This window comes from Rhodococcus sp. 4CII (assembly GCF_014256275.1).
Classification (GTDB): Bacteria; Actinomycetota; Actinomycetes; order Mycobacteriales; family Mycobacteriaceae; genus Rhodococcus_F; species Rhodococcus_F wratislaviensis_A.
In genome coordinates this window covers 5419375-5444832 of record NZ_JACCFE010000002.1, presented here as the reverse complement: position 1 = coordinate 5444832, position 25458 = coordinate 5419375, and the positions used below count along the sequence as shown (strand labels likewise).

The 25458-nt window shown below is 69.0% G+C and carries 23 protein-coding genes and 2 pseudogenes; 15 read left to right on the top strand and 10 right to left on the bottom strand.

The features are described 5' to 3' along the window. Positions 1-185: 185 nt before the first annotated feature. The 4 genes and pseudogenes from H0B43_RS25895 to H0B43_RS25880 form a co-directional block, all read right to left on the bottom strand. Positions 186-740 carry a DUF6764 family protein gene (locus tag H0B43_RS25895; protein ID WP_185725330.1) on the bottom strand — a complete coding sequence of 185 codons (555 nt, stop codon included), beginning with the start codon at positions 738-740 and terminating at the stop codon, positions 186-188. An 80-nt stretch (positions 741-820) separates the two neighbouring features. Then, on the bottom strand, positions 821-1600 hold the full coding sequence (locus tag H0B43_RS25890; RefSeq protein WP_185725331.1) for an HAD-IIA family hydrolase: 780 nt from the start codon (positions 1598-1600) through the stop codon (positions 821-823). Between the two features lie 20 nt (positions 1601-1620). Beyond that, the gene (locus tag H0B43_RS25885) at positions 1621-2514 is read right to left on the bottom strand and encodes a universal stress protein (protein ID WP_185725332.1); all 894 of its coding nucleotides are present in this window, start codon (positions 2512-2514) and stop codon (positions 1621-1623) included. A gap of 12 nt (positions 2515-2526) precedes the next feature. Then, positions 2527-3527, bottom strand: a pseudogene (locus tag H0B43_RS25880) (zinc-binding alcohol dehydrogenase family protein). A 147-nt stretch (positions 3528-3674) separates the two neighbouring features. Between H0B43_RS25880 and H0B43_RS25875 the strand changes: the two are divergent. Together H0B43_RS25875 and H0B43_RS25870 are read left to right on the top strand one after the other, a co-directional pair. Beyond that, the gene (locus H0B43_RS25875; RefSeq protein ID WP_185725333.1) at positions 3675-4838 is read left to right on the top strand and encodes a helix-turn-helix domain-containing protein; all 1164 of its coding nucleotides are present in this window, start codon (positions 3675-3677) and stop codon (positions 4836-4838) included. Between the two features lie 120 nt (positions 4839-4958). Continuing rightward, positions 4959-6239 carry an NAD(P)/FAD-dependent oxidoreductase gene (locus H0B43_RS25870; protein ID WP_397517447.1) on the top strand — a complete coding sequence of 427 codons (1281 nt, stop codon included), beginning with the start codon at positions 4959-4961 and terminating at the stop codon, positions 6237-6239. Between the two features lie 3 nt (positions 6240-6242). On the opposite strand, the gene hutH is transcribed toward H0B43_RS25870, so the two are convergent. Then, entirely contained in the window at positions 6243-7790 is a 1548-nt protein-coding gene (gene hutH, locus H0B43_RS25865; protein ID WP_185725335.1) for a histidine ammonia-lyase, read from the bottom strand. 475 nt (positions 7791-8265) lie between these two features. Here hutH and H0B43_RS25860 point away from each other — a divergent pair, with 475 nt between their 5' ends. The 6 genes and pseudogenes from H0B43_RS25860 to H0B43_RS25835 all read left to right on the top strand — a co-directional run bounded on the left by H0B43_RS25860 (position 8266) and on the right by H0B43_RS25835 (position 13174). Further along, complete coding sequence (locus H0B43_RS25860; RefSeq protein WP_185725336.1) at positions 8266-8724, top strand: SRPBCC family protein; 459 nt, start codon at positions 8266-8268, stop codon at positions 8722-8724. Positions 8725-8758: 34 nt separating this feature from the next. Further along, entirely contained in the window at positions 8759-8962 is a 204-nt protein-coding gene (locus tag H0B43_RS25855) for a hypothetical protein (RefSeq protein ID WP_252189705.1), read from the top strand. 127 nt (positions 8963-9089) lie between these two features. Continuing rightward, positions 9090-9323: pseudogene (locus H0B43_RS25850) on the top strand (hypothetical protein); the annotation flags it as partial. Between the two features lie 63 nt (positions 9324-9386). Beyond that, a complete protein-coding gene (locus tag H0B43_RS25845) occupies positions 9387-10100 on the top strand; it encodes a phosphatidylserine decarboxylase (protein ID WP_185725337.1) in 714 nt (237 codons plus the stop codon). Continuing rightward, positions 10097-10960 (top strand): CDP-diacylglycerol--serine O-phosphatidyltransferase, encoded by an 864-nt coding sequence (gene pssA, locus H0B43_RS25840; RefSeq protein WP_185725338.1) that lies wholly within the window; start codon positions 10097-10099, stop codon positions 10958-10960. Before H0B43_RS25845 ends, pssA begins: the two co-directional genes overlap by 4 nt. A gap of 27 nt (positions 10961-10987) precedes the next feature. After that, the gene (locus H0B43_RS25835) at positions 10988-13174 is read left to right on the top strand and encodes an AAA family ATPase (protein WP_185725339.1); all 2187 of its coding nucleotides are present in this window, start codon (positions 10988-10990) and stop codon (positions 13172-13174) included. A 7-nt stretch (positions 13175-13181) separates the two neighbouring features. On the opposite strand, the gene H0B43_RS25830 is transcribed toward H0B43_RS25835, so the two are convergent. Beyond that, complete coding sequence (locus H0B43_RS25830) at positions 13182-13934, bottom strand: isocitrate lyase/phosphoenolpyruvate mutase family protein (protein ID WP_185725340.1); 753 nt, start codon at positions 13932-13934, stop codon at positions 13182-13184. A 112-nt stretch (positions 13935-14046) separates the two neighbouring features. On the opposite strand from H0B43_RS25830, the gene H0B43_RS25825 reads away from it, so the two are divergent. Then, positions 14047-15387: a hypothetical protein gene (locus tag H0B43_RS25825; RefSeq protein ID WP_185725341.1), complete on the top strand. Its 1341-nt coding sequence runs from the start codon at positions 14047-14049 to the stop codon at positions 15385-15387. Here H0B43_RS25825 and H0B43_RS25820 read toward each other — a convergent pair. After that, on the bottom strand, positions 15384-15836 hold the full coding sequence (locus H0B43_RS25820; protein ID WP_185725342.1) for an NUDIX domain-containing protein: 453 nt from the start codon (positions 15834-15836) through the stop codon (positions 15384-15386). The two genes, H0B43_RS25825 and H0B43_RS25820, sit on opposite strands and share 4 nt — an antisense overlap. Positions 15837-15994: 158 nt before the next feature. On the opposite strand from H0B43_RS25820, the gene H0B43_RS25815 reads away from it, so the two are divergent. From H0B43_RS25815 to mnhG, 6 genes are read left to right on the top strand one after another with little or no spacing between them, the layout of a single operon-like run. Further along, complete coding sequence (locus H0B43_RS25815) at positions 15995-18829, top strand: Na+/H+ antiporter subunit A (protein WP_185725343.1); 2835 nt, start codon at positions 15995-15997, stop codon at positions 18827-18829. After that, positions 18826-19392 carry a Na(+)/H(+) antiporter subunit C gene (locus H0B43_RS25810; RefSeq protein WP_185725344.1) on the top strand — a complete coding sequence of 189 codons (567 nt, stop codon included), beginning with the start codon at positions 18826-18828 and terminating at the stop codon, positions 19390-19392. Before H0B43_RS25815 ends, H0B43_RS25810 begins: the two co-directional genes overlap by 4 nt. Continuing rightward, on the top strand, positions 19389-21011 hold the full coding sequence (locus tag H0B43_RS25805; protein WP_185725345.1) for a Na+/H+ antiporter subunit D: 1623 nt from the start codon (positions 19389-19391) through the stop codon (positions 21009-21011). The genes H0B43_RS25810 and H0B43_RS25805 overlap by 4 nt, the downstream gene beginning before the upstream one ends. Then, positions 21008-21580, top strand: coding sequence for a Na+/H+ antiporter subunit E (locus H0B43_RS25800; protein ID WP_185725346.1), 573 nt, complete (start codon positions 21008-21010; stop codon positions 21578-21580). The genes H0B43_RS25805 and H0B43_RS25800 overlap by 4 nt, the downstream gene beginning before the upstream one ends. Then, entirely contained in the window at positions 21577-21837 is a 261-nt protein-coding gene (locus tag H0B43_RS25795; RefSeq protein WP_005251754.1) for a monovalent cation/H+ antiporter complex subunit F, read from the top strand. Before H0B43_RS25800 ends, H0B43_RS25795 begins: the two co-directional genes overlap by 4 nt. Next, on the top strand, positions 21834-22172 hold the full coding sequence (mnhG, locus tag H0B43_RS25790) for a monovalent cation/H(+) antiporter subunit G (protein WP_185725347.1): 339 nt from the start codon (positions 21834-21836) through the stop codon (positions 22170-22172). Before H0B43_RS25795 ends, mnhG begins: the two co-directional genes overlap by 4 nt. Here mnhG and H0B43_RS25785 read toward each other — a convergent pair. The 3 genes from H0B43_RS25785 to sodC all read right to left on the bottom strand — a co-directional run bounded on the left by H0B43_RS25785 (position 22141) and on the right by sodC (position 25441). Continuing rightward, complete coding sequence (locus H0B43_RS25785; protein ID WP_185729796.1) at positions 22141-23421, bottom strand: phosphatase PAP2 family protein; 1281 nt, start codon at positions 23419-23421, stop codon at positions 22141-22143. The genes mnhG and H0B43_RS25785 overlap by 32 nt on opposite strands. Positions 23422-23539: 118 nt before the next feature. Further along, positions 23540-24664 carry a glutamate--cysteine ligase gene (locus H0B43_RS25780; RefSeq protein ID WP_185725348.1) on the bottom strand — a complete coding sequence of 375 codons (1125 nt, stop codon included), beginning with the start codon at positions 24662-24664 and terminating at the stop codon, positions 23540-23542. Between the two features lie 75 nt (positions 24665-24739). Continuing rightward, entirely contained in the window at positions 24740-25441 is a 702-nt protein-coding gene (gene sodC / locus H0B43_RS25775) for a superoxide dismutase[Cu-Zn] (RefSeq protein ID WP_185725349.1), read from the bottom strand. Positions 25442-25458 lie beyond the last annotated feature (17 nt).

The following is a 25458-nucleotide window of genomic DNA, read 5'->3' as shown; positions in this document are numbered from 1 at the left end:
CTAGTCGGGTCGCCTCATTTACGCCTTCGGCCGAGTTCGGTGCCCGCGACGGACGACCAGGGGTGTCTTTGGTTCCCGGTCTCACCGTCCCGACCTGGCACTCACGCGTCGTGAGTGCCAAGTGCATTTTTAGCACTCGGACAGGGTGAGTGCAAGGTCGGGACGGAACCGATGTGCCGGGGCGATCAGCGCATCGCGCAGACCTGACCGGTGTTCAGGTTGAAGGCGAGGGACAGTGCGCCGACGCAGTCCACGCCGTTCGCGTCCGCCGTCGCACCCGAACCCCAGCCGGCGATCGCGACGGTGGTGGTGCCGTCGGCCGCGCCGGAACGGGCGATGCCGCCGCCGAGCGAGACCGCGTACGCCTGGCCCGAGCCCGTCGACGCACCGAGCGACGTCCCGTATCCGTTGGCGTAGGTGGTGGCGCCGCTGTGCCCGTTGGCGACGCTCACCGCGGTGCCGCTGTCGGCCGCCATCGCGTGGGCCACGCCGGCCTCGGTCGCCTTCGCGCCACAGCTGGCGGTCTCCGACACCTGGACGTCGTTGGCTGACGGCGGGGACACGCAGTTGACGGGGGCGGCACCGGCGACGCCTGCGCCGGCCACCGAGATTCCCGCCGCGACGCCCAGACCCACTGCCATCGCCGCTCCCACACGTGCCAGCCGACGGCCGAACAGAGAAGAGATACGAGTACGAGAAGCCGAGGCGGTCGAGGTGACGGGTGTGGAGACAGCGAGCATGGAAGCTCCTTCTGGGAACGTCGAATTGGAGGATTCGCCGCGACAGTACCCGTTCGCGGCCGCTTAGTCCCGGACCGCGGTCAGGCGAGTTCGTCGAGGAGCTTCGGCAGCTGTGCGACCGAGTCGACGACGTGGTCAGGTCGCTGCGCGGCGAGGTCCAGAATCGACTGCCGGAACTTGCCCGTCCGCACCAGCACGCCGGTGAGCCCGACCCGCTGCGCGGCCAGGACGTCGCCGGTCAGATCGTCACCGACCATCACCGTCACGTCCGGTCCCGTCCCCATCAGATCGGTGGCGGTGAGGAACGCCGCGAGCGACGGCTTACCCACCGAGACGACGTTGGTTCCCGCGACCTCCTCCATGCCCGGGAGATAAGCGCCCGTGTCGATGCGCAGCCCGTCGTCGGCGGCCCACGTGGTGCCCCGGTGCATCGCGACGACGGGGACGCCGTCGAGCATCAATTCCACCACCCGGCTCAGCGCCTCGTGGGTGAATTCCGGCCCGGCGCCACCGAGGATCACGACCTCCGGGTTCTCGTCGTCCAGTTCGATCCCCGACAGGTCGGCCGTGATGTCGCCGCTGTTGAGGACCCAGGCTCGCGACCCCGGGTAGGTCGACCGCACGTACTCCGCCGTGAGCCGCGCCGCGGTGACGATCTCGTCGGAGTCCGCCTCGATGCCCGCCGATCGCAGGGCGTCGACGATCTCGTCGCACGTACGGGACGTCGTATTGGTGAGGTAGGCGCACGCGAGTCCGCGGTCCCGCACCTCCCGCACCGCGGCAGCGGCACCGTCGATCGGATGCCACGACGTAACCAGCACACCGTCGATATCGAGCAGGACACCCTCGACCCCAGCCATGACAGGAGCTTATCCCGGCGTCACTGCCGAGTCCGGCAGACGAGGACCGGGCAGGGAGCGTGGTGCACCAGATTCTGGCTCACCGATCCGAGCAGCGCGCCCATCACCTTGCCCCGGCCGTGGCTGCCGACCACCAGCAGTTGCGCCGTCGCGGCGTGCCGCAGCAGCACGTCGGCAGGCACACCCTGCGTGGACAGCTCCTCGACGGGCACGTCCGGGTACTCGTCCCGGACGCCGGCGAGGCTTTCGGACACGACCGCCTTCACCGCTTCCTCGTAGGCGGACCAGTCGACGTATTTCGACGCATGCGCGAGTCCGTGCTGTTTCTCCCCGCTCCACGCGTGCACCGCGGTCAGCCCGACCCCGAACGACGATGCAAGCGCGAACGCCTCGTCGACCGCCGTCTCGCTGACCTGACTGCCGTCCACTCCGACGACGATCGGGCGACTGTCGGGGGACTCGGTCTCGGGCGAGCCCCGGACCACCGCGACCGGGCTGTGCGCATGGTTGGCCGTGCGCAGGACCGTGGACCCGAGGAGGTAGTCGGTGACGGCACCCGCCCCCTGCGCGCCGAGCACCACCATCCGCGCCGCCCGCGACAGCTCGATCAGGTGGGACGCCGCCGTTCCCGACCGGACGTCCCGCTCGACCACGAGACCGGGATGGTCCTGCGCGGCGGCGGCGGTGGCGGCGTCCAGCATCGCATTGCCGTCCTCGCGCAGTTCCTGAATGAACTGGGCGTCGATCATCATGGCGGTGCCGTTGTAGAACGTGGCCTCGTCCGGGTAGGTGTGGGCGAGCAGGAGTGGGGCACCCAGCCGGACCGCCGCCCCCGCCGCCCAGCGTGCCGCGTCGAGCGCGGCGCGAGAACCGTCGACACCGACGACCACCGGCGCCCCTGCGTGTTCGCTCATATCTCTCTCCCTCTACGGCTCGAGAACTGCTGCACCGCTGAACATTCCGCCGTCCAGGTCACGCAGGGCCCGGTCGGCGCGGTCGAGTGGGTACGGATGGACGTCGATACTCAGCCGGTGTTCGGCTGCGATGCGGAGGAATTCGGTGGAGTCCGAACGAGTATTGGCGGTGACGCTGCGGATCTGCCTTTCCCGGAACAGGTGTCGCTGATAGTCGAGCGGGGGAATGTCGGTGAGGTGGATCCCCGCCACGGCGAGGGTGCCGCCGTCGGCGAGCGCCTCCATCGCGACGGGCACCAGATCGCCGACCGGCGCGAACAAGATCGCGGAGTCGAGCGGTTCGGGTGGCGCGTCACGCACCCCCTGCACGGATGTCACCCCAAGGCGCTCCGCGAGTTCGCGGGCCTGCGCCCCTCGGGTCATGACGTGCACCCGGGCACCCCGCGTCAACGCGACCTGGGCGGTGAGGTGGGCACTGCCGCCGAACCCGTAGATGCCCAGCGCCCCGCCGTCCGGGACCGCGGCACGCTCGAGTGCCCGGTAGCCGATGATCCCGGCGCACAGCAGCGGAGCGAGTTCGGTGTCCGTGTACCCGCCGGGCAGGCGCAGCGCGTAGCCGGCCGGGACCGTCGCGAACTCGGCGTACCCGCCGTCCGCGTCCCAGCCGGTGTACCGCGACTGCCTGCAGAGGTTTTCGTCGCCCCGCAGGCACGCGGCGCAGCGCCCGCAGGTGTAGCGCAGCCAGGCGATGCCCACCCGATCCCAACGGCGAACGACTCCTCTGCCGAATCACCCAGTGCGGCAACCTCCCCCACCACCTCGTGGCCGGGGGTCACACGGGGCCGGTGCACGGGCAGATCACCTTCGGTCACGTGCAGGTCGGTGCGGCACACTCCGCACGCCAGGACCCTCACGAGAAGTTCCCCCGGCGCCGGCTCGGGAATCGCGTCACGTCCGAGCACGAGAGGACGGCCCGCGACGGGGCCCGGCGCGACCACACGCCATGCGGCCATCGTCCCGGTTCCACCCTCCGTCGCCGCCATACCCCCACAATGCCCGTGACGAGTACCCACCGCCAGGACCTGAGGGCTCGTGTCCCGGGCGACACGGCGTCCCGGCGAAGGCCCGGCCGGACCGTCCGCGGCAACTAGGCTCCACCCATGGACCTGCGCGGTGAAGACCTGTTCACGGTGGCGGAGTCTCTGGCCGAACTGCTCCGCGCCCCGATCACGATCGAGGACGAGAACTCGACGGTGCTCGCCTATTCGAGTGGCGAGCAGGCAGTCGACGAAGCACGCATCGGCACCATTCTCGGCCGTCAGGTGCCGGGGCGATTCCGGCAACTCCTTGCCGATGCCGGGGTGTTCGAACAATTGCACCGCGACACGGATGTCCACTATGTCGACCTCCGGATGCCCGAGGTGCTGCCGCGCGCGGCGATCGCAGTGCGGGACGGCGATCGGCCGGTCGGTTCCATCTGGGCCGCGATGTCCGCGCCTCCCACCCCGGAGCAGGAATCGATCCTGCGGTCCGCGGTCCCCGTCGTCGCCGAACACATCGCGGCCGAACGGGAGCGCGTGGACGTGACCCGCAGACTGCAGGTCGACCGGGTGCGTGCGCTGATCAACGGCGGGGAGCCCGCGTTCCGGGCCGCCGACGACCTCCGGTTGGAGGGACGGCTCACGGTCGCGGCCGCCGCGCCCGTCGCGATCGGGCGACCGTTGCCATCGGGGTTGCTCGCGTCCCTCGGCCTGTACCTCGACACCCTGGCGGTCGACTCGGTCGCCGCGCAGCTCGACGACGTCATCTACGTGGTCATCGCCGCGTCCGCGAAGGATGTCCGGCGCCTCGCCGAGGATTTCCTCGGCCGCGCCCGCAGCGGTCCCGCGTTCGTGGTCGCCATCGGCCGGGAAGTGACCACCGCCAGTCAGGCTCACCTGTCGCGAGGGGACGCCGACCGGGTCCTCACCGTGCTCCAGCACGGCCGAGCCGGTGGTGTCGTCGGGACGATGCGGGACAGTCTCGCGTCCGTGCTGGCGTTGCGGGTCGCGGACATCTTCGACGGCCTGGGTGACCTGACACCCCTCGCCGCGCTCACCCGGCACGACGAACAGCACGGAACCGACCTCGTGGCGACGGCCCGCGCGTTCCTCGCCCACGGCGGCGACGTCGCCGACGCGGCCGCCGCCCTGCACGTTCACCCCAATACCCTGCGGAATCGGCTGCGGCGCTGCGTCGATTCGTGCGACGTGGACCTCGCCGACGCGGACACCCGGCTGATCCTGATGCTGCACCTGAAGCTGGCCGGGCTGCGCATCATGTGACCCCTGGCCGATTGCACAGGGGACGCTGCCGCGGACTGGCCGGGCTGCGCATCATGTGACCCCTGGCCGATTGCACAGGGGACGCTGCCGCGGACTGGCCGAACGGCTACTCCCCCGGCGTTGTCACCGACCGATGATGGAGTCATGAGCAGAGTGAAGCGCCCGGACCATGTCGCGATCGTCGGGGCAGGCGTCGTAGGATTGTCCACCGCGTGGTTCCTCCAGGAACGCGGCGTCCAGGTGACGGTCGTCGACCGAAAGGGTGTCGCGGCCGACGCGTCGTGGGGCAATGCGGGTTGGCTCGCACCGGCATTGACGCTGCCGCTGCCCGAACCCGCCGTGCTGAAATACGGCCTGCGCGCGATGCTGAATCCGTCGTCGCCGGTCTATGTCCCCTTCACCACCGATCTGCGCCTGCTCCGTTTCCTCGTCGGTTTCGCCCGGCACTGCACGCCGAACCGGTGGGCGGACGCGATGGCGGTGTACGCCGAAGTCAACCGGATCTCCCTGGGCGCCTACGACGAACTCGCGGACGGCGGGGTGCGGGAGCACACGCATCTCGCCGACCCGTTCCTCACCGCGTTCGTGTCGGACGAGGACCGGGAAGCGCTCGTCGACGAGTTCCGCCACATCGAGGCCGCGGGCGGAGAGGTCGAGTACGACCGCCTCGACCGGGACGAGATCCACTCCCTGGAGCCGAGTCTCGGCGACGGCGTGCACTCCGGCCTGCGGCTGCGCAATCAGCGATTCATCGACCCGCCGCGCTTCGTGCACTCACTCGCCGACGCCGTCCGGGCCAGGGGCGGCGAGATCGTGTCCGGCTTCGACGTGACGGCGGTGCAGGATCGGGGACAGCCGGGGGTCCGGCTGGTTCCGGCCGCGGGCGATGCGGTGTTCGCCGACGCCGTCGTCATCGCGAGCGGGGCGCGCCTCAACGCGCTCGCCCGTCCGTTCGGTGTCCGCGCCCTGGTGCAGGCCGGCCGCGGGTACAGCTTCAGCGTCCAGCCACGCCTGATGCCGAAGAACCCGATCTACTTCCCCACCCAGCGGGTGGCGTGCACGCCGCTCCACGACCGTTTCCGCGTCGCCGGGATGATGGAGTTCCGCAGTCCCGATGCTCCGCTGGACCCGCGCCGCGTGCAGGCCATCATCGAGGCCGCGACGCCCATGTTCACCGGCATCGACTGGGAATCGCGTGAGGAGGAATGGGTCGGGTCCCGGCCGTGCACCACCGACGGACTTCCGCTCGTCGGCGCTACCCGCTCACCGCGCGTGCACGTGGCCGGCGGCCACGGAATGTGGGGCATCGCGCTGGGACCGCTCACCGGACGCATCCTGGCCGACTCGATGACCGGCGGAGCGGTTTCCGGCGTGATGCGGCATTTCGACCCGCTGCGGTAGCGGTCAGTCCAGCTTTCCCACCACCGTCTCGGCGCTCGCGACCAGTGCACCGGAAGAGGCGAGGGCCACCGCGGCCTCGATCTCCGGCGCAAGGTGACGGTCGGTCCCCGGTCCGCCGACGTGCTCGCGGATCGTCGCCCGCACCGCACCCGTCGCGGGTGACGGTGCGAGGGGGGCCCGCAGATCCAGGGCGCGAGCCGCCGTCAACGCCTCGATGGCGAGAACCCGGGTGAGCCCGTCGATCGCCCGCCGCAACTTCCGGGCCGCGGACCACCCCATCGACACGTGATCCTCCTGCATCGCCGACGACGGAATCGAATCCACACTCGCCGGCGCCGCCAGCCGTTTCAGCTCCGACACGATCGCCGCCTGCGTGTACTGCGCGATCATGTGCCCACTGTCCACCCCCGGATCATCCGCCAGAAACGGCGGCAACCCGTGACTGCGCGCCACATCCAGGAACCGGTCGGTGCGACGCTCACTCATGCTCGCCACATCCGCGACCACGATCGCCAGAAAATCCAGCACATACGCCACCGGCGCCCCGTGAAAGTTGCCGTTCGACTCCACCCGACCGTCCACCGTCACCACCGGGTTGTCGACCGCACTCGCCAACTCCCAGCCCGCCACCCGCTCCGCGTGCGCGAGGGTGTCCCGCGCCGCGCCCGCGACCTGCGGGGCACACCGCAGCGAGTACGCGTCCTGCACGACCGTGCAACTCGGGTTGGCATGGCTTTGCACGATCTCCGAGCCCGCCAGCAACCGGACCATGTTCGCCGCCGCCGCCGCCTGCCCGGGGTGGGGCCGCAGCGCCTGCAGCTCCGCGGCGAACACCTTGTCGGTGCCGAGCAACCCCTCCACGCTCATCGACGCCGTCACATCGGCCAGCGACAGCAACCGACGCAGATCGTGACACGCCAGCACCAGCATCCCGAGCATGCCGTCGGTGCCGTTGATCAGCGCCAACCCCTCCTTCTCCGCCAACACCACCGGCGCGATCCCGGCGGCGGACAACGCCGCCCCGGCCGGCACCAGTTCGCCGTCCGCGTCCCGGACCGTGCCCTCGCCGATCACCGCGAGCGCCACATGGGCGAGCGGCGCCAGGTCGCCGGAGCACCCGAGGCTGCCGTATTCGTGCACCACCGGCGTGATCCCCGACGACAACAACGACGCATACACCTGCGCCACCTCCGGCCGCACCCCGGTCCGGCCCGTCGCCAGCGTCGACAACCGCAACAACATCAACGCCCGCACCACCTCCCGCTCCACCTCCGGACCACTGCCGGCGGCATGCGAGCGGATCAGGCTGCGCTGCAACTGCGCCCGCCGCGCCCAGGGAATGTGCCGGGTCGCGAGCGCCCCGAAACCCGTCGACACCCCATACACCGGCCTCGGGTCCCCCGCCAACGCCTCGATGCGCTTCCGGGACTCCGCCATCGCTGACATCGCGTCCGCTGCGATCCGGACCGGGGCGCCGAGACGCGCCACCCGGATCACGTCTTCGGCGGCGAGCGCCCCGGTTCCGACGACGACGGACTCTGCGGTTCCCACATCACCCAGTGTCCCCCGAGTCCGGTGGGTGAGTGACGAGATTGCGGGAGCGACGACGCCGTCTCAGAGACGGCCGCGGAGAGCTTCCTCGATTTCGCGCGGCGTCATGAGACGTTCGAGTTTTTCACTCGGCCACGAGGACGGACGTCCTTGCAATCGGGCTGATTCGAGTAGAGGGAGAGGGCTGCGGTCCCACCGCAGGATCGAATGAACATTCACGACCGATCACTTCCGAACACCGACTCGACAACTTTCCATTGCGCCATTGCACCCGCGACTTTTCGCCGCGCTATTGACTCATCGCCCATCGTGCCCCTTTGGTTACACGGTTTCGGTGAGGCGCGCGGAAGCGCTGGAAAACCGGGGTCGGACGAGAAATTCAGTGACCTACCGCACACCGTCCTCTCCTGAACCCCTACGATGGTGCAAAAGTAATTGTTACCGTTCGTACCACGTTCCTGACTGGAGACAGCCGATGGCAAACACCCTCGAAGCAAGCATCGACATCGCCGCGACCCCGCAAGACGTGTGGGCCGTCGTGTCGGATCTGAACCGGATGGGCGAATGGAGCCCCCAGTGCCGCAAGATGCGCATCCTCGGCGGCGTCGTCGAGGAGGGCACGAAGACCGTCAACATCAACCGCAAGGGCTTCCTCGTCTGGCCGACCACGTCGAAGGTCGTGAAGTTCCAGCCCAACAAGTCCATCGCATTCCGCATCCTCGAGAACCGCACCATCTGGTCGTACGAACTCGAGCCCACGGCCGACGGAACCAAGGTCACCGAACGCCGCGAAGCGCCGACCGGAACGTCCAAGGTGTCGCAGTTCCTGGTCAAGACCGTCCTCGGCGGCAATGACGACTTCGAGGTCGACCTCGTGAACGGCATGAACACCACCCTCGCCCGCATCAAATCGGAGGCCGAGCGCAAAGCTTGACCCCGAACCTGGTCGAGGCCTCCGCGTTCCCGGCATGAACACACCGGACGCCGTCATGGCGAGGATCGCGCAGGGTCGGGAACTGGCAGTGGCAGGTGACCGGGGGGCCCGGCGCATCTTCGAGGAGGTGTGGGAGCCCTCGACGCCGCTGACCGACGACCGGACCCGGCAGCACCATGCCTCCCGGCTCCGCGCCGACCTCGACGCGTCCGAGTGTCGGACGGACGGGGCAGAGTGAGGGACGTGCTCAGCATCGGCGAACTCGCGCGGGCGTCCGCCCGTCGGTCAGCGCCCTCCGGTTCTACGACAAGGCCGTCCTCGTCGCCGCGATGCGCCACTGACGAGAATTCACCACCTGCTCGACGTCCGACGAGATGGTCGTCGGCAACCGCGGCGAGGCGCCGGACGCGCGCTTCCATGTGCAGGTGAACGCGGGTTTTCTGCTCGAGACCGTCGACGCGCTGCCGGGCGAGCAGCTGACGTTCGACGTGACCGGTCCCATCGCTCCCCTCGCCATCCGGCCACGATCCGTTCACACATCGGACCGCGCGAGTGCGTACTCTCTCCTGATGCCGTTGCAGCCGGTAGCGCTCACGTAATCTGTGAGTGCGCTGTGCGATGGCGCGCAGCAGCACGTTCGTCCGACACAGTTAGAGGAGCCCGTGGCACGCAAGCCCACACCCCCCGGAACCCCGCAACCCACGAGCGTCGGGCACATCGTCGACCTGGTCCGCGGAGCAGTTCCGCCCCTGCATCCGGCCGGGCTGCCCTTCGTCCTCGCACCACTCGGTGTGGCGCTCGTCGGGCGCAAGCGCAAGTGGGTCCGGCGCGGGGCGCTGACCTCGGCCGCCGCCTGCGCCGCGTTCTTCCGGCACCCGCACCGCGTTCCGCCGAACCGAGTCGGTGTCGCGGTTGCACCCGCCGACGGTGAGGTCGCGCTCGTCGACTCCGCGGTCCCCCCGTCCGAACTGGACATGGGCAGCGAACCGCTCCCCCGGGTCAGCATCTTCCTGTCCGTGCTCGACGTGCACGTCCAGCGCAGCCCCGTGGGCGGCGAGGTGAAGAAGGTCGTCCACCGGGCAGGCCGGTTCCTCTCCGCCGACCTCGCCGACGCCAGCGAGGTCAACGAGCGCAACAGCATGCTGCTGCACACCGCCGAGGGGCACGATGTCGCCGTCGTGCAGATCGCCGGGCTGCTCGCCCGCCGGATCGTCTGCGACGCCAAGGTCGGCGACACCCTCCCGATCGGCGACACGTACGGCCTGATCCGGTTCGGCTCCCGCGTCGACACCTACTTCCCGGCGGGCACCACGTTGCTCGCCGAGCGGGGCCAGCGGACGATCGGCGCCGAGACCGTCATCGCACAACTGCCGTGATCGCCAACGCGAAGCAGCAGCGGCGAGGACGACCCCAGCAAGCTGTTCGGCTCCTGCCGAGCGTGGTCACGATCCTCGCCCTGTGTGCGGGACTGTCCGCCGTCAAGTTCGCGCTCGACGAAGACCTGGGGACGGCACTGGCGATGATCGGCGCCGCCGCGGTGCTCGATTCGCTCGACGGGCGCATCGCCCGTCTGCTCGACGCCACCAGCAAGATGGGCGCCGAACTGGATTCGCTGGCCGATTCCATCTCGTTCGGCGTCGCCCCGGCCCTCGTCCTCTACGTCACACTGCTGGACGGGCAGAGCTTCGGCTGGATCATCGCGCTCATCTACGCGGTCAGCATCGTGCTGCGACTCGCGCGGTTCAACACCCTCCTCGACGAGGACGACGCGCCGGGCTACACCAACGAGTACTTCACCGGGGTGCCCGCACCGGCAGGCGCGCTGGTCGCGCTGGCGCCGCTGGCCGCCGCCGCGCAGTGGGGCGACGGCTGGTGGTCGTCGTATCCCGTCGTCGTGGCATGGACCGTGCTCTCCGCCGCACTGATCGTCAGCCGCATCCCCACCCTCGCGCTGAAGACGGTGTCGGTACCCCCCCACATGGCGGCCGGTCTCCTCGTCCTCGTCGCGCTCGCGGCGGCGGCCCTGGTCACCTACCCGTACATCCTGCTGATCGCGCTCGTGGCGGTGTACCTCGCGCACATTCCGTTCGCGGTCCGTTCGAAGCGGTGGGTGGCGGCGCGGCCCGAGACGTGGGACATCAAACCCGCCGAACGACGCGCCATCCGGCGTCAGCCCGACGCCCGCGGCAAGCGCTCGGCCGCACGGCTCGGACTGCGCCGTCCCCGGGCCCGGTAGGACGCTCCCGCACGTAGGCTCGACGGCGTGACCTCACCGGAACTCGCGCTCACAGTCCGACTGAACACCTCGGCCGCCGACACCCGGCGCGGTGTGGTGCGGCTGCATCCGGAAGCCCTCGCCGCGCTCGGCCTCCGCGAATGGGACGCGATCGCCCTCGTCGGCGCGCGCCGCACCGCCGCGGTCGCCGGTCGCGCACCGGCCGGAACCCCCACCGGGACCGCGCTCCTCGACGACGTGACACTCTCCAACGCGGGACTGACCGAGAACAGCACCGTCGTCGTGACCCCGGTGACGGTGTACGGCGGGAAGACGGTGACGGTCAGCGGCTCCGCACTGGCCGTCAATTCCATCTCCGACGTCACCCTCCGCCATGCCCTGCTCGGGAAGGTCCTCACCGTCGGCGACACCGTATCGCTCCTCCCCCGAGACCTCGGCCCCGGAACCAGCACCGCGCCGGCGACGCAGGCACTGTCCCGCACGTTCGGCGTCGCCTGGACCTCCGAGTTGCTCACCGTGACCGGGGTCGACCCCGCCGGTGGTCCGGTGAGCGTGCAGCCGAACACCGCCGTCCGCTGGGGTGAAGGGGTGCGGCCCACGGTGTCCGTGTCGCCGTCCCGGCTGTCCGCGCCGCCGCCGGTCCCGGCCGCCCAGGACCTTCCCCCGGTCCCGGTCGAAGACCTCGTCGGAGCGCAAACCCAGGCGGCCAAACTCACCGAGTGGCTGGGGCTGGCGCTCGACGAACCCGAACTGCTCCGGAAACTCGGCGCCTCGCCCCATCTGGGGGTCCTGGTGACCGGGCCCGCCGGCGTCGGGAAGGCGACGCTCGCCCGTGCGGTGCTCGCGTCCCGGCCGGTCGTCGAACTCGACGGTCCGAGTGCAGGAGCGCTGGAGGCTGATTCGCGGTTGCAGCGGGTCACGGCCGCGGTGGAGGAGATCCGCGGCGGTGGCGTCCTCCTGATCACCGACATCGACGCTCTGCTGCCGGCCACCCCCGAACCGGTGGCGGCGCTCGTCGTCGAACAACTCCGCCGCGCGGTCGACACCGTCGGGGTCGCGTTCGTCGCGACGTCGGCGCACCCCGACTCGATCGACGCCCGGCTCCGCGGGCAGGACCTCTGCGACCGCGAACTCGCGCTGACTCTGCCCGACGGCTCCACCCGCAGGGCACTCCTCGAACTGCTCCTGAGGAAGGTCCCCACCGACGGCGTCACCCTCGATGCGATCGCGGCCCGCACACCCGGGTTCGTCGTCGCCGACCTCGCCGCGCTGTGCCGCGAAGCCGCGCTCCGTGCCGCCTCGCGTGCCGCCAGGAAGCCGGTCGACCCGGCGCTGACGCAGGACGATCTGCTCGGCGCCCTCGACGTCATCCGTCCGCTGTCGAGGTCGGGCAGCGAGGAACTCGCGATCGGCAGCGTCACCCTCGACGACGTCGGCGACATGGTGGAGACGAAGCAGGCGCTGACCGAGGCGGTCCTGTGGCCGCTGCAGCATCCGGATTCGTTCGCCCGCCTCGGCGTCGATCCCCCGCGCGGCGTGCTGCTCTACGGTCCGCCCGGTTGCGGCAAGACCTATCTCGTTCGTGCACTGGCCAGTTCAGGACACCTCAGTGTGCACGCCGTCAAGGGCGCCGAGCTGATGGACAAGTGGGTGGGCGCATCCGAGAAAGCCGTTCGCGAATTGTTTCAGCGGGCGCGCGATTCGGCGCCGTCGCTGATCTTCCTCGACGAGGTGGACGCGCTGGCCCCGCGGCGCGGCCAGAGTTCCGATTCCGGGGTGTCCGATCGGGTGGTGGCGTCGCTGCTCACGGAACTCGACGGCGTGGAGCCGCTCCGCGACGTCGTGGTCGTCGGCGCCACCAACCGGCCCGACCTGATCGACCCGGCGTTGCTGCGCCCCGGCCGCCTGGAGCGGCTGGTGTTCGTGCCGCCGCCGGACGGCGACGCCCGCCGCGCGATTCTCCGGACGTCCGGCAAGGCGGTCCCCCTCGCGACCGACGTCGACCTCGACGCCCTGGCCCACGACCTCGACGGCTACTCGGCCGCCGACTGCTCGGCATTGCTGCGGGAGGCCGCGCTGGCCGCCATGCGCCGGAACATCGATGCCGCCGACGTCACCGCGGCCGACGTGGCCGAGGCGCGCGAAAAGGTGCGCCCCTCACTCGATCCCGAGCAAGTGGCGCACCTGAAGGCCTATGCGCTGTCGCGCCTGTGAGTACGGGTCAGGACCAGCGGGCGAGCATTGTGGCCGCGTGCGCGCCGAGGGCGGCCTGGAAGAACGGGCCGAAGCTCACGCGCGCGACCCCGAGCGGGCCGAAGCTCGCCGGGTCGTCCTGCTCGGGCAGTCCGATGGCGTTGACGGGCAGCGGCAACTCCGACGTGAGCCTCTTCTGCGTGGCGTCGTCGTGGCGGCCCACCGGGTAGAGCACGTCGGCGCCGGCGTCGGCCGCGAGCTTCAGCCGTGCGATCGCACGGTCGACCCGATCGGATTCGTCGCCGACCTGCTTCACGAACAGGTCGGTGCGCGCGTTCACGACCACATGCACGCCGGCGGCGTCGGCGGCCTGTCGCAATCCGCCGACGAAGTCGGCGTGCTCCTGCGGCTCACGGAGACGCCCGCCCTCGCTGTGGACGGTGTCCTCGATGTTCAGACCTACCGCCCCCGCGCCGATCAGACCCTCGATCAGTCGCGTGGGTTCGAGCCCGTACCCCGACTCGATGTCCACGGACAGCGGCAGATCCACCGCAGCGGTGATCTGCGCGATGCGATGCAGCAGCTCGTCGAACGTGATGCCCTCGTTGTCGGGCTTGCCGATCGAGTCGGAGACCGGGTGGCTTCCGACGGTCAGCGCCTGAAACCCGGCGGACACAGCCAGATTCGCGGACCAGGCATCCCACACAGTGGGCAGGATGACGGGGTTGCCGGGCCGGTGCAGCCCCAGCAGGGTGGTGGCCTTCTCGTTGATCGACGTCATGGGTGGGCTCCTCGCCTCGGGTTATTTCGATCGGAGTGGTTCTCGGGCACGCCTTCGGTGCCAACGCCAGGTTCGCCGCTTCCATTCCTACCCGCTCGAGTACCGTGAGCGAATGGACTTCCGCGAACCTCTGTCGGCCGCGGCTGCTCTCACGTCCGGCGCGCTGGCCGGTTTCGTCCTCACCAATCCCCGCAATCGGGCCTGGACGATCAACGCCTCCGATCGCGAGATCGACCGCTGGCTGAGCAGCCAGCCGACCGGCGTGGTGGTGGCACTGGTCCTCGGTGTCGTCGCCGTGGCGGGTCTGCAACGCTCCGGCTCGCGACGCTTGTCGTGGCTGCTGGCAGCGGGGTGCGCCCTCGTCCTGATCGGTGCGCGCGCCGTGGTGCCCGATGCGGGCGGTGTCGACACGCTGATCGCTCTGCACTTCGCCAAGACCGCGACCGCCGGGTTCCTGCTGGGCGCGGCGGTCGCCGCGGTGTGGGGCCGCTGGGCTCGGCAGCTAGCCCTGACTCTCGGTGTCGCGGGCGCGTTTCTCCTCGCGAGCGTGCAGCGTCTGCCGCGCGGTGACGCCACCTATGTCGAGCCTGCGAGCATGAGCACCTCCGCGATCGGTGAACCTCCACTGTGGCTGCTGGTCGCAGTGCTCGTGCTCGCCGTCGCGTCGGCGGTCGTGGCGCGGGCGCAGTTCCGGGTGCAACGACCCGAGCGGAAGACCCTGCTGACGGCGCTGGTCGGCGCGCTGGCCCTTGCCCTGCTCAACCGGTTACTCGGGGCGTGGATCGACGATCAGGAATTCGGCGAGCCGATGACGGTCTGGCTGATCGTCGCGTTCTCCCTCGCGGTGATCGTGGCGGGAACGGACCTCATCGCACACCGATTCCCCGGCATCGACGGACATTTTCTGCTCGCCGCCACCGGGGTCACCGCGGCGGCCGTGCTCGTGCTCGACGACCTCAGGACCCCACGAGTGACGGTTCCTGCGGCGGCCCTGCTCGCGGTCGGTATCGTCGCACTGGCCGCGGGGATCGCCGGGGCGGTCAGAGTTTCGCTCAACTGGCGACGGCCGGGATGGGGTCTGTGCCTCGCCGGTCTCGTCCCGTTGGTCGCCACCGCCTGGCCCGACTTCGGCAACGACGGTGTCACACTCCTGATCCGGCTGGCCGTGGTGGGCGGCGGGACGGGGTTCGCGCTCGCCGCCGCGCTGCCGGGTTCGGCACCGATCGCGGTGCTCGGCCTGGCACTGCCGTTCGCCTCGCTGGTGTTCGTGGCGGCGACCACCGTTCCCCGCAGCCGCGTGGTCTACGCGGGTGCGAACACCGAACACCACCTGCCGTCGTCCCCGGCGTCGACTGTCGCGTCCGACCATCTCGCCGGTGCGGCGATGCTGCTCGTCGTCGCGTTCTGCATCTATTCGGTGCGTGCGCGACACCCGACTGCGGACGGCAGCTAGTCGAGGAGGCCGAGCGACTGCAACCGGCGGAACACGAGCATCGAGCCGGGCGCGACGTCGGGCATCGCCGCGTACTCGTCCACGGTGAAGTACCGCAGTTCGGCGATCTCGCTCGTCGGCCGGGGCTCGCTGCCGAGTTCGGCGAGAAAGCAGGTCATGTGCAGGTCGGTGCCCTCGGGATGTCCGTACGCGGGCGCCTCGAACACCCCCAGGTGCTCGAGGGTCCCGTCGACGATCCCGGCGTCGAGTTCTTCGCGGATCTCGCGGTGCAGTGCCTGTTCGGCGTTCTCGCCCGGATCGATCTTGCCGCCCGCCATGTAGAACGCGGACTTCCCGACCGACCGGGTCTGGAGGAGTTTCCGGTCGCGAATGTGGGCGAGGGCGGCGGTTCGGATCTGGGCGGGCACGGTCACAACATAGATGAGTCGGGGCGACCGTCCATAACACATTCCGCCCCTTTAGTCCGATTTGCCGCGATTGTGAGTCCGAATAACCGACCCAGTAGGATGTACGTGTAGCCCGGTTCGCCCGCAGAGCGAACGGTCTGCACGACTCGGTTCGTCTCGTTCCGACACCCCGCCGCCCGCTGACCCCGACGGAGTGCCTTTTGCTTGCTGTTCTGCTCGCCCATGCCGTTGCCGCCGTTCTGGCTCCGCTTGTGGTGCGCAAGTTCGGCCGCAACGGTTTCTACCCCCTCGCTCTCGTGCCCCTGGCGTCGCTCGGCTGGGTTCTCGCCAAGTGGGGCACCGTCCAGACGGTCTCGATCGAGTGGGTTCCGGGCCTGTCGATGAACCTCGACTTCTGGTTCGATCCGCTCGCCGCGATCATGTCCGTGCTGGTGCTGGGAATCGGCACCCTGATCCTGATCTATTGCGCGCGCTACTTCTCCGACGACGAACCCCGGCTCGGCATCTTCGCGGCCGAGATGGTGGCGTTCGCCGGCGCCATGTTCGGCCTCGTCGCCAGCGACAACATGCTGCTGCTGTACACGTTCTGGGAATTGACGACCGTCCTGTCGTTCCTGCTGGTCGGTCATTACGCCGAACGCGCGTCGAGCCGCCGGGCCGCGACGCAGGCACTGCTGGTCACCACCGCGGGTGGTCTGGCGATGCTGGTCGGCATCATCATCCTCGGCCAGGTCGGCGGCACCTACAACCTGTCCGAACTGATCGAGGTCGCACCGCGCGGCTGGCTCGCCGGGGTCGCCGTCGTGCTGGTCCTCATCGGCGCACTGTCGAAATCCGCGATCGTGCCCCTGCATTTCTGGCTGCCCGGCGCGATGGCCGCCCCCACTCCCGTGAGCGGTTATCTGCACGCCGCGGCCATGGTGAAGGCCGGCATCTACCTCGTAGCCAGGTTGTCGCCCGGCTTCGCGGACTCCGGGCCGTGGCGGTTCACGATCATCACGCTCGGCCTGCTGACGATGGTCCTCGCGGGGTGGCGGGCGATGCGCGCCTTCGACCTCAAACTGGTGTTGGCGTTCGGCACGGTCAGTCAGCTCGGTTTCATGATGGTGCTCGTCGGCCTCGGCACCCGGGACGCCGCGCTGGCCGGCATGACCATGGTCGTCGCCCACGCCATGTTCAAGGCCGCCCTGTTCATGGTGGTCGGCATCATCGACCACACGACGGGCACTCGGGACATCCGCAAACTCGCGCATCTCGGTGACCGTGCGCCCGCGCTCACGGTCTTCGCCGCGATGGCGGCGGCGAGCATGGCGGGGATCCCCCCGTTCCTCGGGTTCGTCGGCAAGGAGGCCGCATTCGACTCCCTGCTGAGCACGTCCGTCCTCGCCGACCCGGCACGGATCGTCACCGTCGGTGTGGTCGTGCTCGGGTCGATCCTGACACTCGCCTACAGCGTGCGCTTCATGTGGGGCGCGTTCGGCCGCAAGCGTCTCGCGCGGCCGAGTTCGGCCGTGCAGACCATGCACGCACCCGGACCGCTGTTCCTCGCCGCGCCCGCCGTCCTGTCGGTTCTGAGCCTGGCCGCGGGACTCGCGTCGCCGCAGCTGGAGAAGCTGCTGACGCCGTACTCGCGCACGTTTCCCGCCACGAGCGCCTCCGATTACCACCTCGCTCTGTGGCACGGGGTCAACACCGCGCTGGTGCTGACGCTGCTGGTGTTCGCGGTCGGCACCGCGCTCTTCGTGGCCCAGCGCTGGGTCAACCGGCTGCGGTTCGAGCATCCTCCCCTCGGCAATGCCGACCGCATCTACGACGCGACCCTGCGCGGCATGGACGCCCTGTCGATGCGGCTGACGGGCGCCACCCAGCGAGGTTCGCTGCCGCTGACGCAGGCCACCATCCTCGGCACCCTCGTGGTGGTCCCGCTGGTGCTGCTCGTCGTCGGCACCAACACCCGCGCCGAGGTCCGGCTGTGGGATTCGCCGGTGCAGTTCGTGATCGGGTTGATGATGGTCGCGGCGGCGCTCGCCGCGACCGTGATGCGGAACCGGCTGGCCAGCGTGATCCTCGTCGGTCTCAGCGGTTACGGCTGCGGTGTGCTGTTCGCGCTGCACGGCGCCCCCGACCTCGCGCTGACCCAGTTCCTGGTGGAGACGCTGACACTGGTCATCTTCGTCCTCGTGTTCCGCAAGCTGCCCGCCGAGGTGGACGAGCGCCGGGCGATCGGGTTCAAGATCCCGCGGGCGCTTCTGGCCGTCGCGGTCGGGGCCACCATCACCACGATCGGCGCGTACGCGATCAACGCGCGTAACTCGGTGCCGATCCACGAGCGCCTTCCGGACGCCGCGTATTACCTCGGCAACGGCAAGAACGTCGTCAACGTGCTGCTGGTCGACATCCGCGCCTGGGACACACTCGGCGAGATCTCGGTCCTGCTCGTGGCCGCCACCGGTGTCGCGAGCCTGGTGTTCCGCAACCGTCGCTTCGGCAGCGCGCCCCGGGTGTCCGACGCGCCGGCGGTGATCGCCGAGTCGGCGGCCTCGCATTCCGAGACCACGTGGCTGCTCGGCGGCGACCTCATCGATCCGAAACACCGCTCGCTCGTGCTCGAGGTGACGACCCGGCTGATCTTCCCGACCATCATGGTGGTGTCGGTGTACTTCTTCTTCGCCGGGCACAACGCACCGGGCGGCGGATTCGCAGGCGGCCTCACCGCCGGACTCGCCCTCGTGCTGCGTTACCTCGCGGGCGGACGGTACGAGCTCGGCGAGACCGTCCCGATCGACGCGGGCAAGATCCTCGGCCTCGGGCTCACGCTCGCGGCGGGCACCGCGCTGACGTCGCTGTTCCTCGGCGCCCCGGCACTGTCCTCCGCGGTCTTCGAGGTGACGCTGCCGGTGTTCGGTCACGTCAAGATGGTCACCGCCCTGTTCTTCGACCTGGGTGTGTATCTCATCGTGGTCGGTCTCGTGCTCGACGTTCTCCGCAGTCTCGGGGCGCGTCTCGACGCGCAGGTGGAGGTGAACCAGCGATGAGCGCGAACCTCGGATTTCTCCTCATCATCGGCGTCCTGGTGTCGGCCGGCGTCTACCTGCTCATCGAACGCAGCATCACCCGCATGCTGCTCGGGTTATTGCTGTTCGGCAACGGCATCAACCTGCTGATCCTCACGTCCGGCGGCACGGACGGCAATCCGCCCATCGTCGGCCGCGAATCCATTCACGAATCGATGGCCGACCCGCTCGCGCAGGCGATGATCCTGACGGCGATCGTCATCACGATGGGCATCGCCGGCTTCGTGCTCGCGCTCGCGTACCGGTCGTTCAAGATCACCACCCAGGACGCCGTCGAGAACGACCCCGAGGACACGAAGGTCCTGCGGCGCCGCTCCCCCGCCGAGGCCCCCGACCGCGACCGCTCCGACGACCCGGTCACCGGCGAGCCGAGTTTCAGCGGCGACGCATTCGACAAGGACGGAAACCCCATTCCCCTGGAAGAGCTGAAGAACCTCGAGGACCTCGAGTGCTACGAAGACCTGCACGAGGGTGATTTCGACGACGAAGATTCGGACAGGGCCGGGATCGGGGAGAGATTGTGACCATCTCCCCGCACATCATCACGGCCCTCGCGCCGCTGCCCGTCCTCGTCCCGATGCTCGCCGCCGCCGCCACTCTGGTGCTGGGCCGGCGTCCGCGCGCCCAGCGGATCATCACACTCGTCGCGCTGATCGCCGTCCTGGTCGTGTCGGGACTGCTGCTGTTCCTGGCCGACCGCGACGGGACGACGGCCGTTCAGGTGGGTGGCTGGGATTCCCCCATCGGCATCACGCTGGTGGTCGACCGGCTGTCCGCGATGATGCTGGTGGTCTCGTCGATCGTGCTGCTCGCCGTCATGGCGTACGCCGTCGGTCAGGGCATCCGGGACGGCAGTGAGGACCAGCCCGTCTCGATCTTCCTGCCGACGTATCTGGCGCTGACGGCCGGCATCTCCAACGCATTCCTGGCGGGCGACCTGTTCAATCTGTACGTCGGCTTCGAGGTACTTCTCGCCGCCAGCTTCGTGCTGCTGACGCTCGGTGCGAGCGCCGACCGCGTCCGCGCGGGTGTGTCCTATGTGATGGTGTCGATGGTGTCGTCGCTGATCTTCCTGGCGGGCATCGCGTTCGCCTATGCGGCGACCGGCACCCTCAACCTCGCCGACATGGCCACCCGCCTCGACGGCATCCCGTCCGGCACCCGGACCGCCATCTTCGGTGTGCTGCTCGTGGCGTTCGGCATCAAGGCCGCGGTGTTCCCGCTGTCCACCTGGCTGCCCGACTCCTACCCCACCGCGCCCGCACCGGTCACCGCCGTGTTCGCCGGCCTGCTCACCAAGGTAGGTGTGTACGCGATCATCCGGGCGCACACACTGCTCTTCCCGGAGGGCGAACTCGACAACGTGCTGATGGTGTGCGGTCTCCTGACTATGCTCGTCGGCATCCTCGGTGCGATCGCGCAGAGCGATATCAAGCGTCTGCTGTCCTTCACTCTGGTCAGCCACATCGGGTACATGGTGTTCGGTATCGCGTTGTCGACGCAGTCGGGACTGTCCGGCGCCATCTACTACGTGGCCCACCACATCCTGGTGCAGACCACACTGTTCCTGGTGGTCGGTCTGATCGAACGCCAGGCGGGGTCGTCGTCGCTGCGTCGCCTCGGCGGGCTCGCCGCGGCCAGCCCCGTCCTCGCCATCGTGTTCCTCGTCCCGGCGCTCAATCTCGGTGGCATTCCCCCGTTCTCCGGGTTCATCGGCAAGGTTGCGCTGTTGCAGGCCGGTTCGGCGGACGCCAGTGTGCTGGCCTGGATCCTCGTCGCCGGCGGCACCCTCACCAGCCTCCTCACCCTGTACGTCGTCGCCCGCGTGTGGACCAAGGCGTTCTGGCGGGCCCGTGCCGACGCCCCCGAGGGCGACCTCGCGGACGTCAGCCCGTCGGCACTGCTCGACGAGTCCGAGGCCGACATCGCGTTCGACGAACGCGCCGACGTGGGCCGCATGCCCGCGATGATGCTGATTCCGACCGTCGCGCTCGTCGCGGTGGGCCTGGCCATGACCGTGTTCGCCGGCCAGATCATCCAGATCAGTGATCGCGCGGCGAGCGATCTGCAGAACCGGTCGATCTACATCGACGCCGTCCTCGGCGGTCACCCCGGCGGCGAAGCGCAGGAGGCGCCGCGATGAAACGCGAGAGACTTCTCCAGTTCGGCGCGTTGCTGTGGCTGATGGCGGTGTGGATCCTGCTGTGGGGCAACGTCAGCTGGGGCAATATTCTCGGCGGTCTCGCCGTCGGCGCGGTGATCATGGTGCTCATGCCGCTGCCGCGGGTGCCCGTCGAAGGTCGGGTGCACTTCCTTCCGCTCCTGCGACTGGCCGTGATGTTCGTGTACTACTCGCTCCAGTCGAGCCTGCAGATTGCGTGGCTCGCGCTCCGGCCCGGTCCGCCGCCCGTCACCGGCGTCCTGCGCTATCAGCTGGGAATCAAGTCCGATCTGGTGCTGACCCTGTGCATCGACGTCCTGAATCTCATTCCGGGCACCATGGTGCTGGAGATCGACCAGGTGCGGCGGATCGTCTACGTCCACGTGCTGGACATGGGCTCACAGAAGGCGGTCAGCCAGTTCTATCGCACGGTCGCACAGCTGGAACGGTTGTTCATCGCGGCGTTCGAGCGCGACTCCGACTGGAAACCCAGCCCCTGGCACAACCGCGACCAGCAGTACGACGACCCCGCTCAGGAGGGCAGCTCATGACAGTCGTCTCGGTCATATCCGGGATCATCCTCGTCGTCGCCGGAGTCCTCACGACATTTCGGCTACTCGACGGCCCCAACTCGCTGGACCGTCTCGTCGCCCTGGACACCCTGATCGCCCTCGCAATGTGTGGGCTCGCCGTGTGGGCCGCGTACACCGGCGACACGACGATCGTGCCCGCCATCGTCGCGTTGTCACTGGTCGGGTTCATCGGTTCGGTGTCGGTGGCCCGATTCCGGGTGAGTGACAAGTCGTGAGCACCGTCCTGGACGTCGTCGGGGCCGCGCTCATTCTCTGCGGCTCGCTGCTGGCCTTGACGGCCGCCATCGCCATCGTCCGCTTCCCGGACACCCTGCGCCGGATGCATGCCGCCACCAAACCACAAGTGGTCGGGCTGATCATGGTGCTCGCCGGCGCCGTCCTCGAACTGCGCGGCAACGTCGACATCTGGATGCTGATCCTCGTCGGCATCTTCACCCTGTTCACCGCGCCGGTCATCGCGCACAGCGTGGGCCGGGTGGCCTACCGCGAGCAGCGTGACCAGGACGGGCTGCTGATGATCAATGAGTTGGAGCCGCCAGAGGGTCCGTGACCACGGTCTTGCCGGTGCCCCAGCGGGCGAGTGCGCTGTCGGGTGCGGCGAAGAACGTCGCGTAGAACCCGAGGCTCATCGCGGCGAGCGCACCGAGCACCAGTGGTCCGGACAGTTCGGGGAATCGGCCCATGGGAACCGCCAGATAGCGGTAGCTGAGCAGCAGTGTGGCCAGCACGAGCGCGCCGCCTCCGACGAGGCGGACCCGGAACCAGCCCCATCCCCGTTCGGGGTCACGAAGCGCCGATTCGATGGTCAGGCACAGGACGGCGCCGGCAACCAGGTCGACCCCGTAGTGGTAGCCGAACCCGAGGGTGGCGGTCAGTGTGCACACCAGCCAGAACGTGCCGCCGAGGCGCAGCCACCAGGCACCGTGCCGGGAGTGGATGAACAGTGCCAGGGCCCACGCCGTGTGCAGGCTCGGCATGCAGTTGCGTGGGGTCGTCGAATCGAAGGGCCTCGGTTCGGGCGCGAAGTCGGGCGCCGGGACGAGGTTGGGCCAGTAGTCGCTGACCTGGAACCCCTGCCCCTCGGTGCCGTACGCGAAGATCGGACCGACCACCGGGAAGAGCACGTAGAAGACGGGACCGATCAGCCCGATCACCAGGAACGTGCGCACCAGATAGTGCGACGGCCAGCCGTTCCGCAATTGGTAGACGGCCACCGCGATCGCCGCGACCGGCAGTTCGATGTAGACCCAGTGCAGGATGCCGTAACCGACCGGACCGAGTGCGTCGACGAACTGACCCATGTGCCACGACGGGCTTCCCAGCGCGTGATCGGCCAATTGGGCGAAGTCGTCGAGAACCATCGGCCCGGCCATGATGGTGACCTGCAGCCAGGCGTCGCCGAACTTCGTGGCCAGGATCAGCAGGGCACCGAGACCGACCCCCTTGAGGCCGCTGCGCCGCTGGTCACCGGTCCAGCACACCGACGCATAGACGCCCACCGCGGTGAGTACCCACGTCGCGCCGTTTCCGACGGTCAGCTGGCCACCCGACAGGTAGCGGACCGCGGCAACCGTCACATCGATGCCCGCTGCCGTGGACAGTGCGACGACGCGTTGCCGGTTGGTCAGCCCGACCATCGCGAGTGCAAGGCCCGCCCACGGAACGGACGCCGATTTGGGAGTCAGAACGTAGTCGTGGAACAGGCTTTCGAGGGGGCCTTGGAACCCCTGAGTGGACGCCACGCACTGGACCACCACCAGCAGGATCGCCACACCGAGCGCCCCGCCGGCGACGAACATGCGGGAACGATCGACGGACCCACCCGGCCGTAGAACGGCAACATCGTCGATCGACACCCGCCAAGTGTAAACAACACATGAACGGGAAGTGGACGAGTGTCCTGCCCGAGACCGTCTTTCAGGTCCCGAGTTCCTTCACCAGCGCATCGACCACGGCCACCAGGTCTCCCCCGGTCGCTTCCGCGACCTGACGTTGCCGCTGGTAGGAGGCTCCCCGGCGGGGTATCTCGGCCACGGCGGCCAATTCGTCCGCACAGCCGAGACGCACCGCGGTGGGCGCCAGCCGCTCGAGCAGGTCGTTCAGGTCGTCGGTGACGAGCCGTTCGTTACTGTCCTCGTCGAGGATGATCTCGGCGTCGAGTCCGTACCGCGCCGCCCGCCACTTGTTCTCCTTCACGTGCCACGGCTGCAGGTTGGGCAGGTTCTCGCCCGCCTCGAACCGGCGATCCAGGTCGACGATCAGGCAGTGCACGAGCGCGACGAGGGAACTGAGCTCGGCGCGGGTGGAGATGCCATCGAAGACGCGGACCTCGATGGTGCCCCACCGCGGCGCCGGCCGGATGTCCCAGTGCATTCCGCCGATCTTGGTGATCACGCCGGTCTTCATCTGGTCGCTGATGAAATCTTCGTACTGCGCCCAGTTCGCGAACTGGTACGGCAGCCCCGCGGTGGGGAGCTGCTGGAACATCAGTGCGCGATTACTCGCATACCCTGTGTTGACCCCGGCCCACATCGGCGACGACGCGGACAACGCGAGCAGATGGGGATACCGCTGCAGCAGGGCGTTGAGGATCGGAAACACCTTCTGCGGCGAAGACACACCGACGTGAACGTGCACACCCCAGATCAGCATCTGCCGGCCCCACCACTGCGTGCGCTCGATCAGCTCGTCGTAATCCGGTGTGCGCGTGACCAATTGCGTGGACCACTGCGCAAACGGGTGCGTTCCCGCACAGATGAGATCGACCCCGAGCGGATTCGCCGCACGACGCAACAGGTCGAGCGATTCGCCGAGGTCGTCCATCGCCTCACCGACGGTGGAATGGATGCCGGTGACGAGTTCGACGGTGTTGCGCAGCAACTCCTTGGTGATCCGGGGATCCTCCGGGCCCGCGAGGTTCGCGACCGCGTCGAACACCTCCGCGGCCGTGTTGGAGAGATCCCGCGTGACCCTGTCGACCAGCGCGATCTCCCACTCGACACCCAGCGTCGGCCGCGGCGAACCGGGAAATGGAACTACCACGGTTCCGATCCAACCACAGGCCGGAGTGTGCGGCAGCGCGCCGACATCCCGGCCGCAGCCGGGATGTCACGCGACTCAGCTGGCGCCGATGACACCGCAGGCCACGCGGGAGCCTGCGTCCCCGGTATTCAGGGTTTCCTGATCGGGCGCGGGTGCGTACCGGGTGGGGATGTTGGCGAAGTTGTCGGGACCCGAGTGGATCATGATCGCGGTGCCGCTGTCGCCGTTCTTCAGGTCCTCGACCGTGAAGGCGTCGGTGCTGGTGACCAATTCGGCTGTACCGTCCTCCAGCACCTGCAGCGACGTGAGGTCGCCGCTCGCGGGGTGTCCCGAGTGGCCCGAGGCCTGGAAGTGGCCGCCTGCGGACAGGAAGTTTCCGGGCGCACCCCCGGTCGGTGCGACGGAGTTCGTCTCACACTTGCCGACGGAATGTACGTGGAACCCGTGGAATCCGGGCGTCTGATCCTTGACGGAGACGGTGACCTCGACGTGGCTGCCGGCCTGCTTGAACGTGGCGGTGCCCACGTCCTGGCCTTCGGCATTCTTCAACGTCGCGCTCACCGCGCCGCTCTCGGCGGACTGACCCGAGCCGCTCTCGGCGTCGCCGGGAACACCTGCGGCACTGGGATCGGCGGCACCGGTCCACACGGGAGGAGTGGTGCCGGGAACGTCGGTCGGCCCCTCGTTGTTACTGCAGGCGGTCAGTCCCAGTGCTGCAATGGCAACCACCGGGGTGACAATGCGCCATGACATCCGACGGGTAGAACTCGAGGCCATCAAACCGCTCCTTTGAG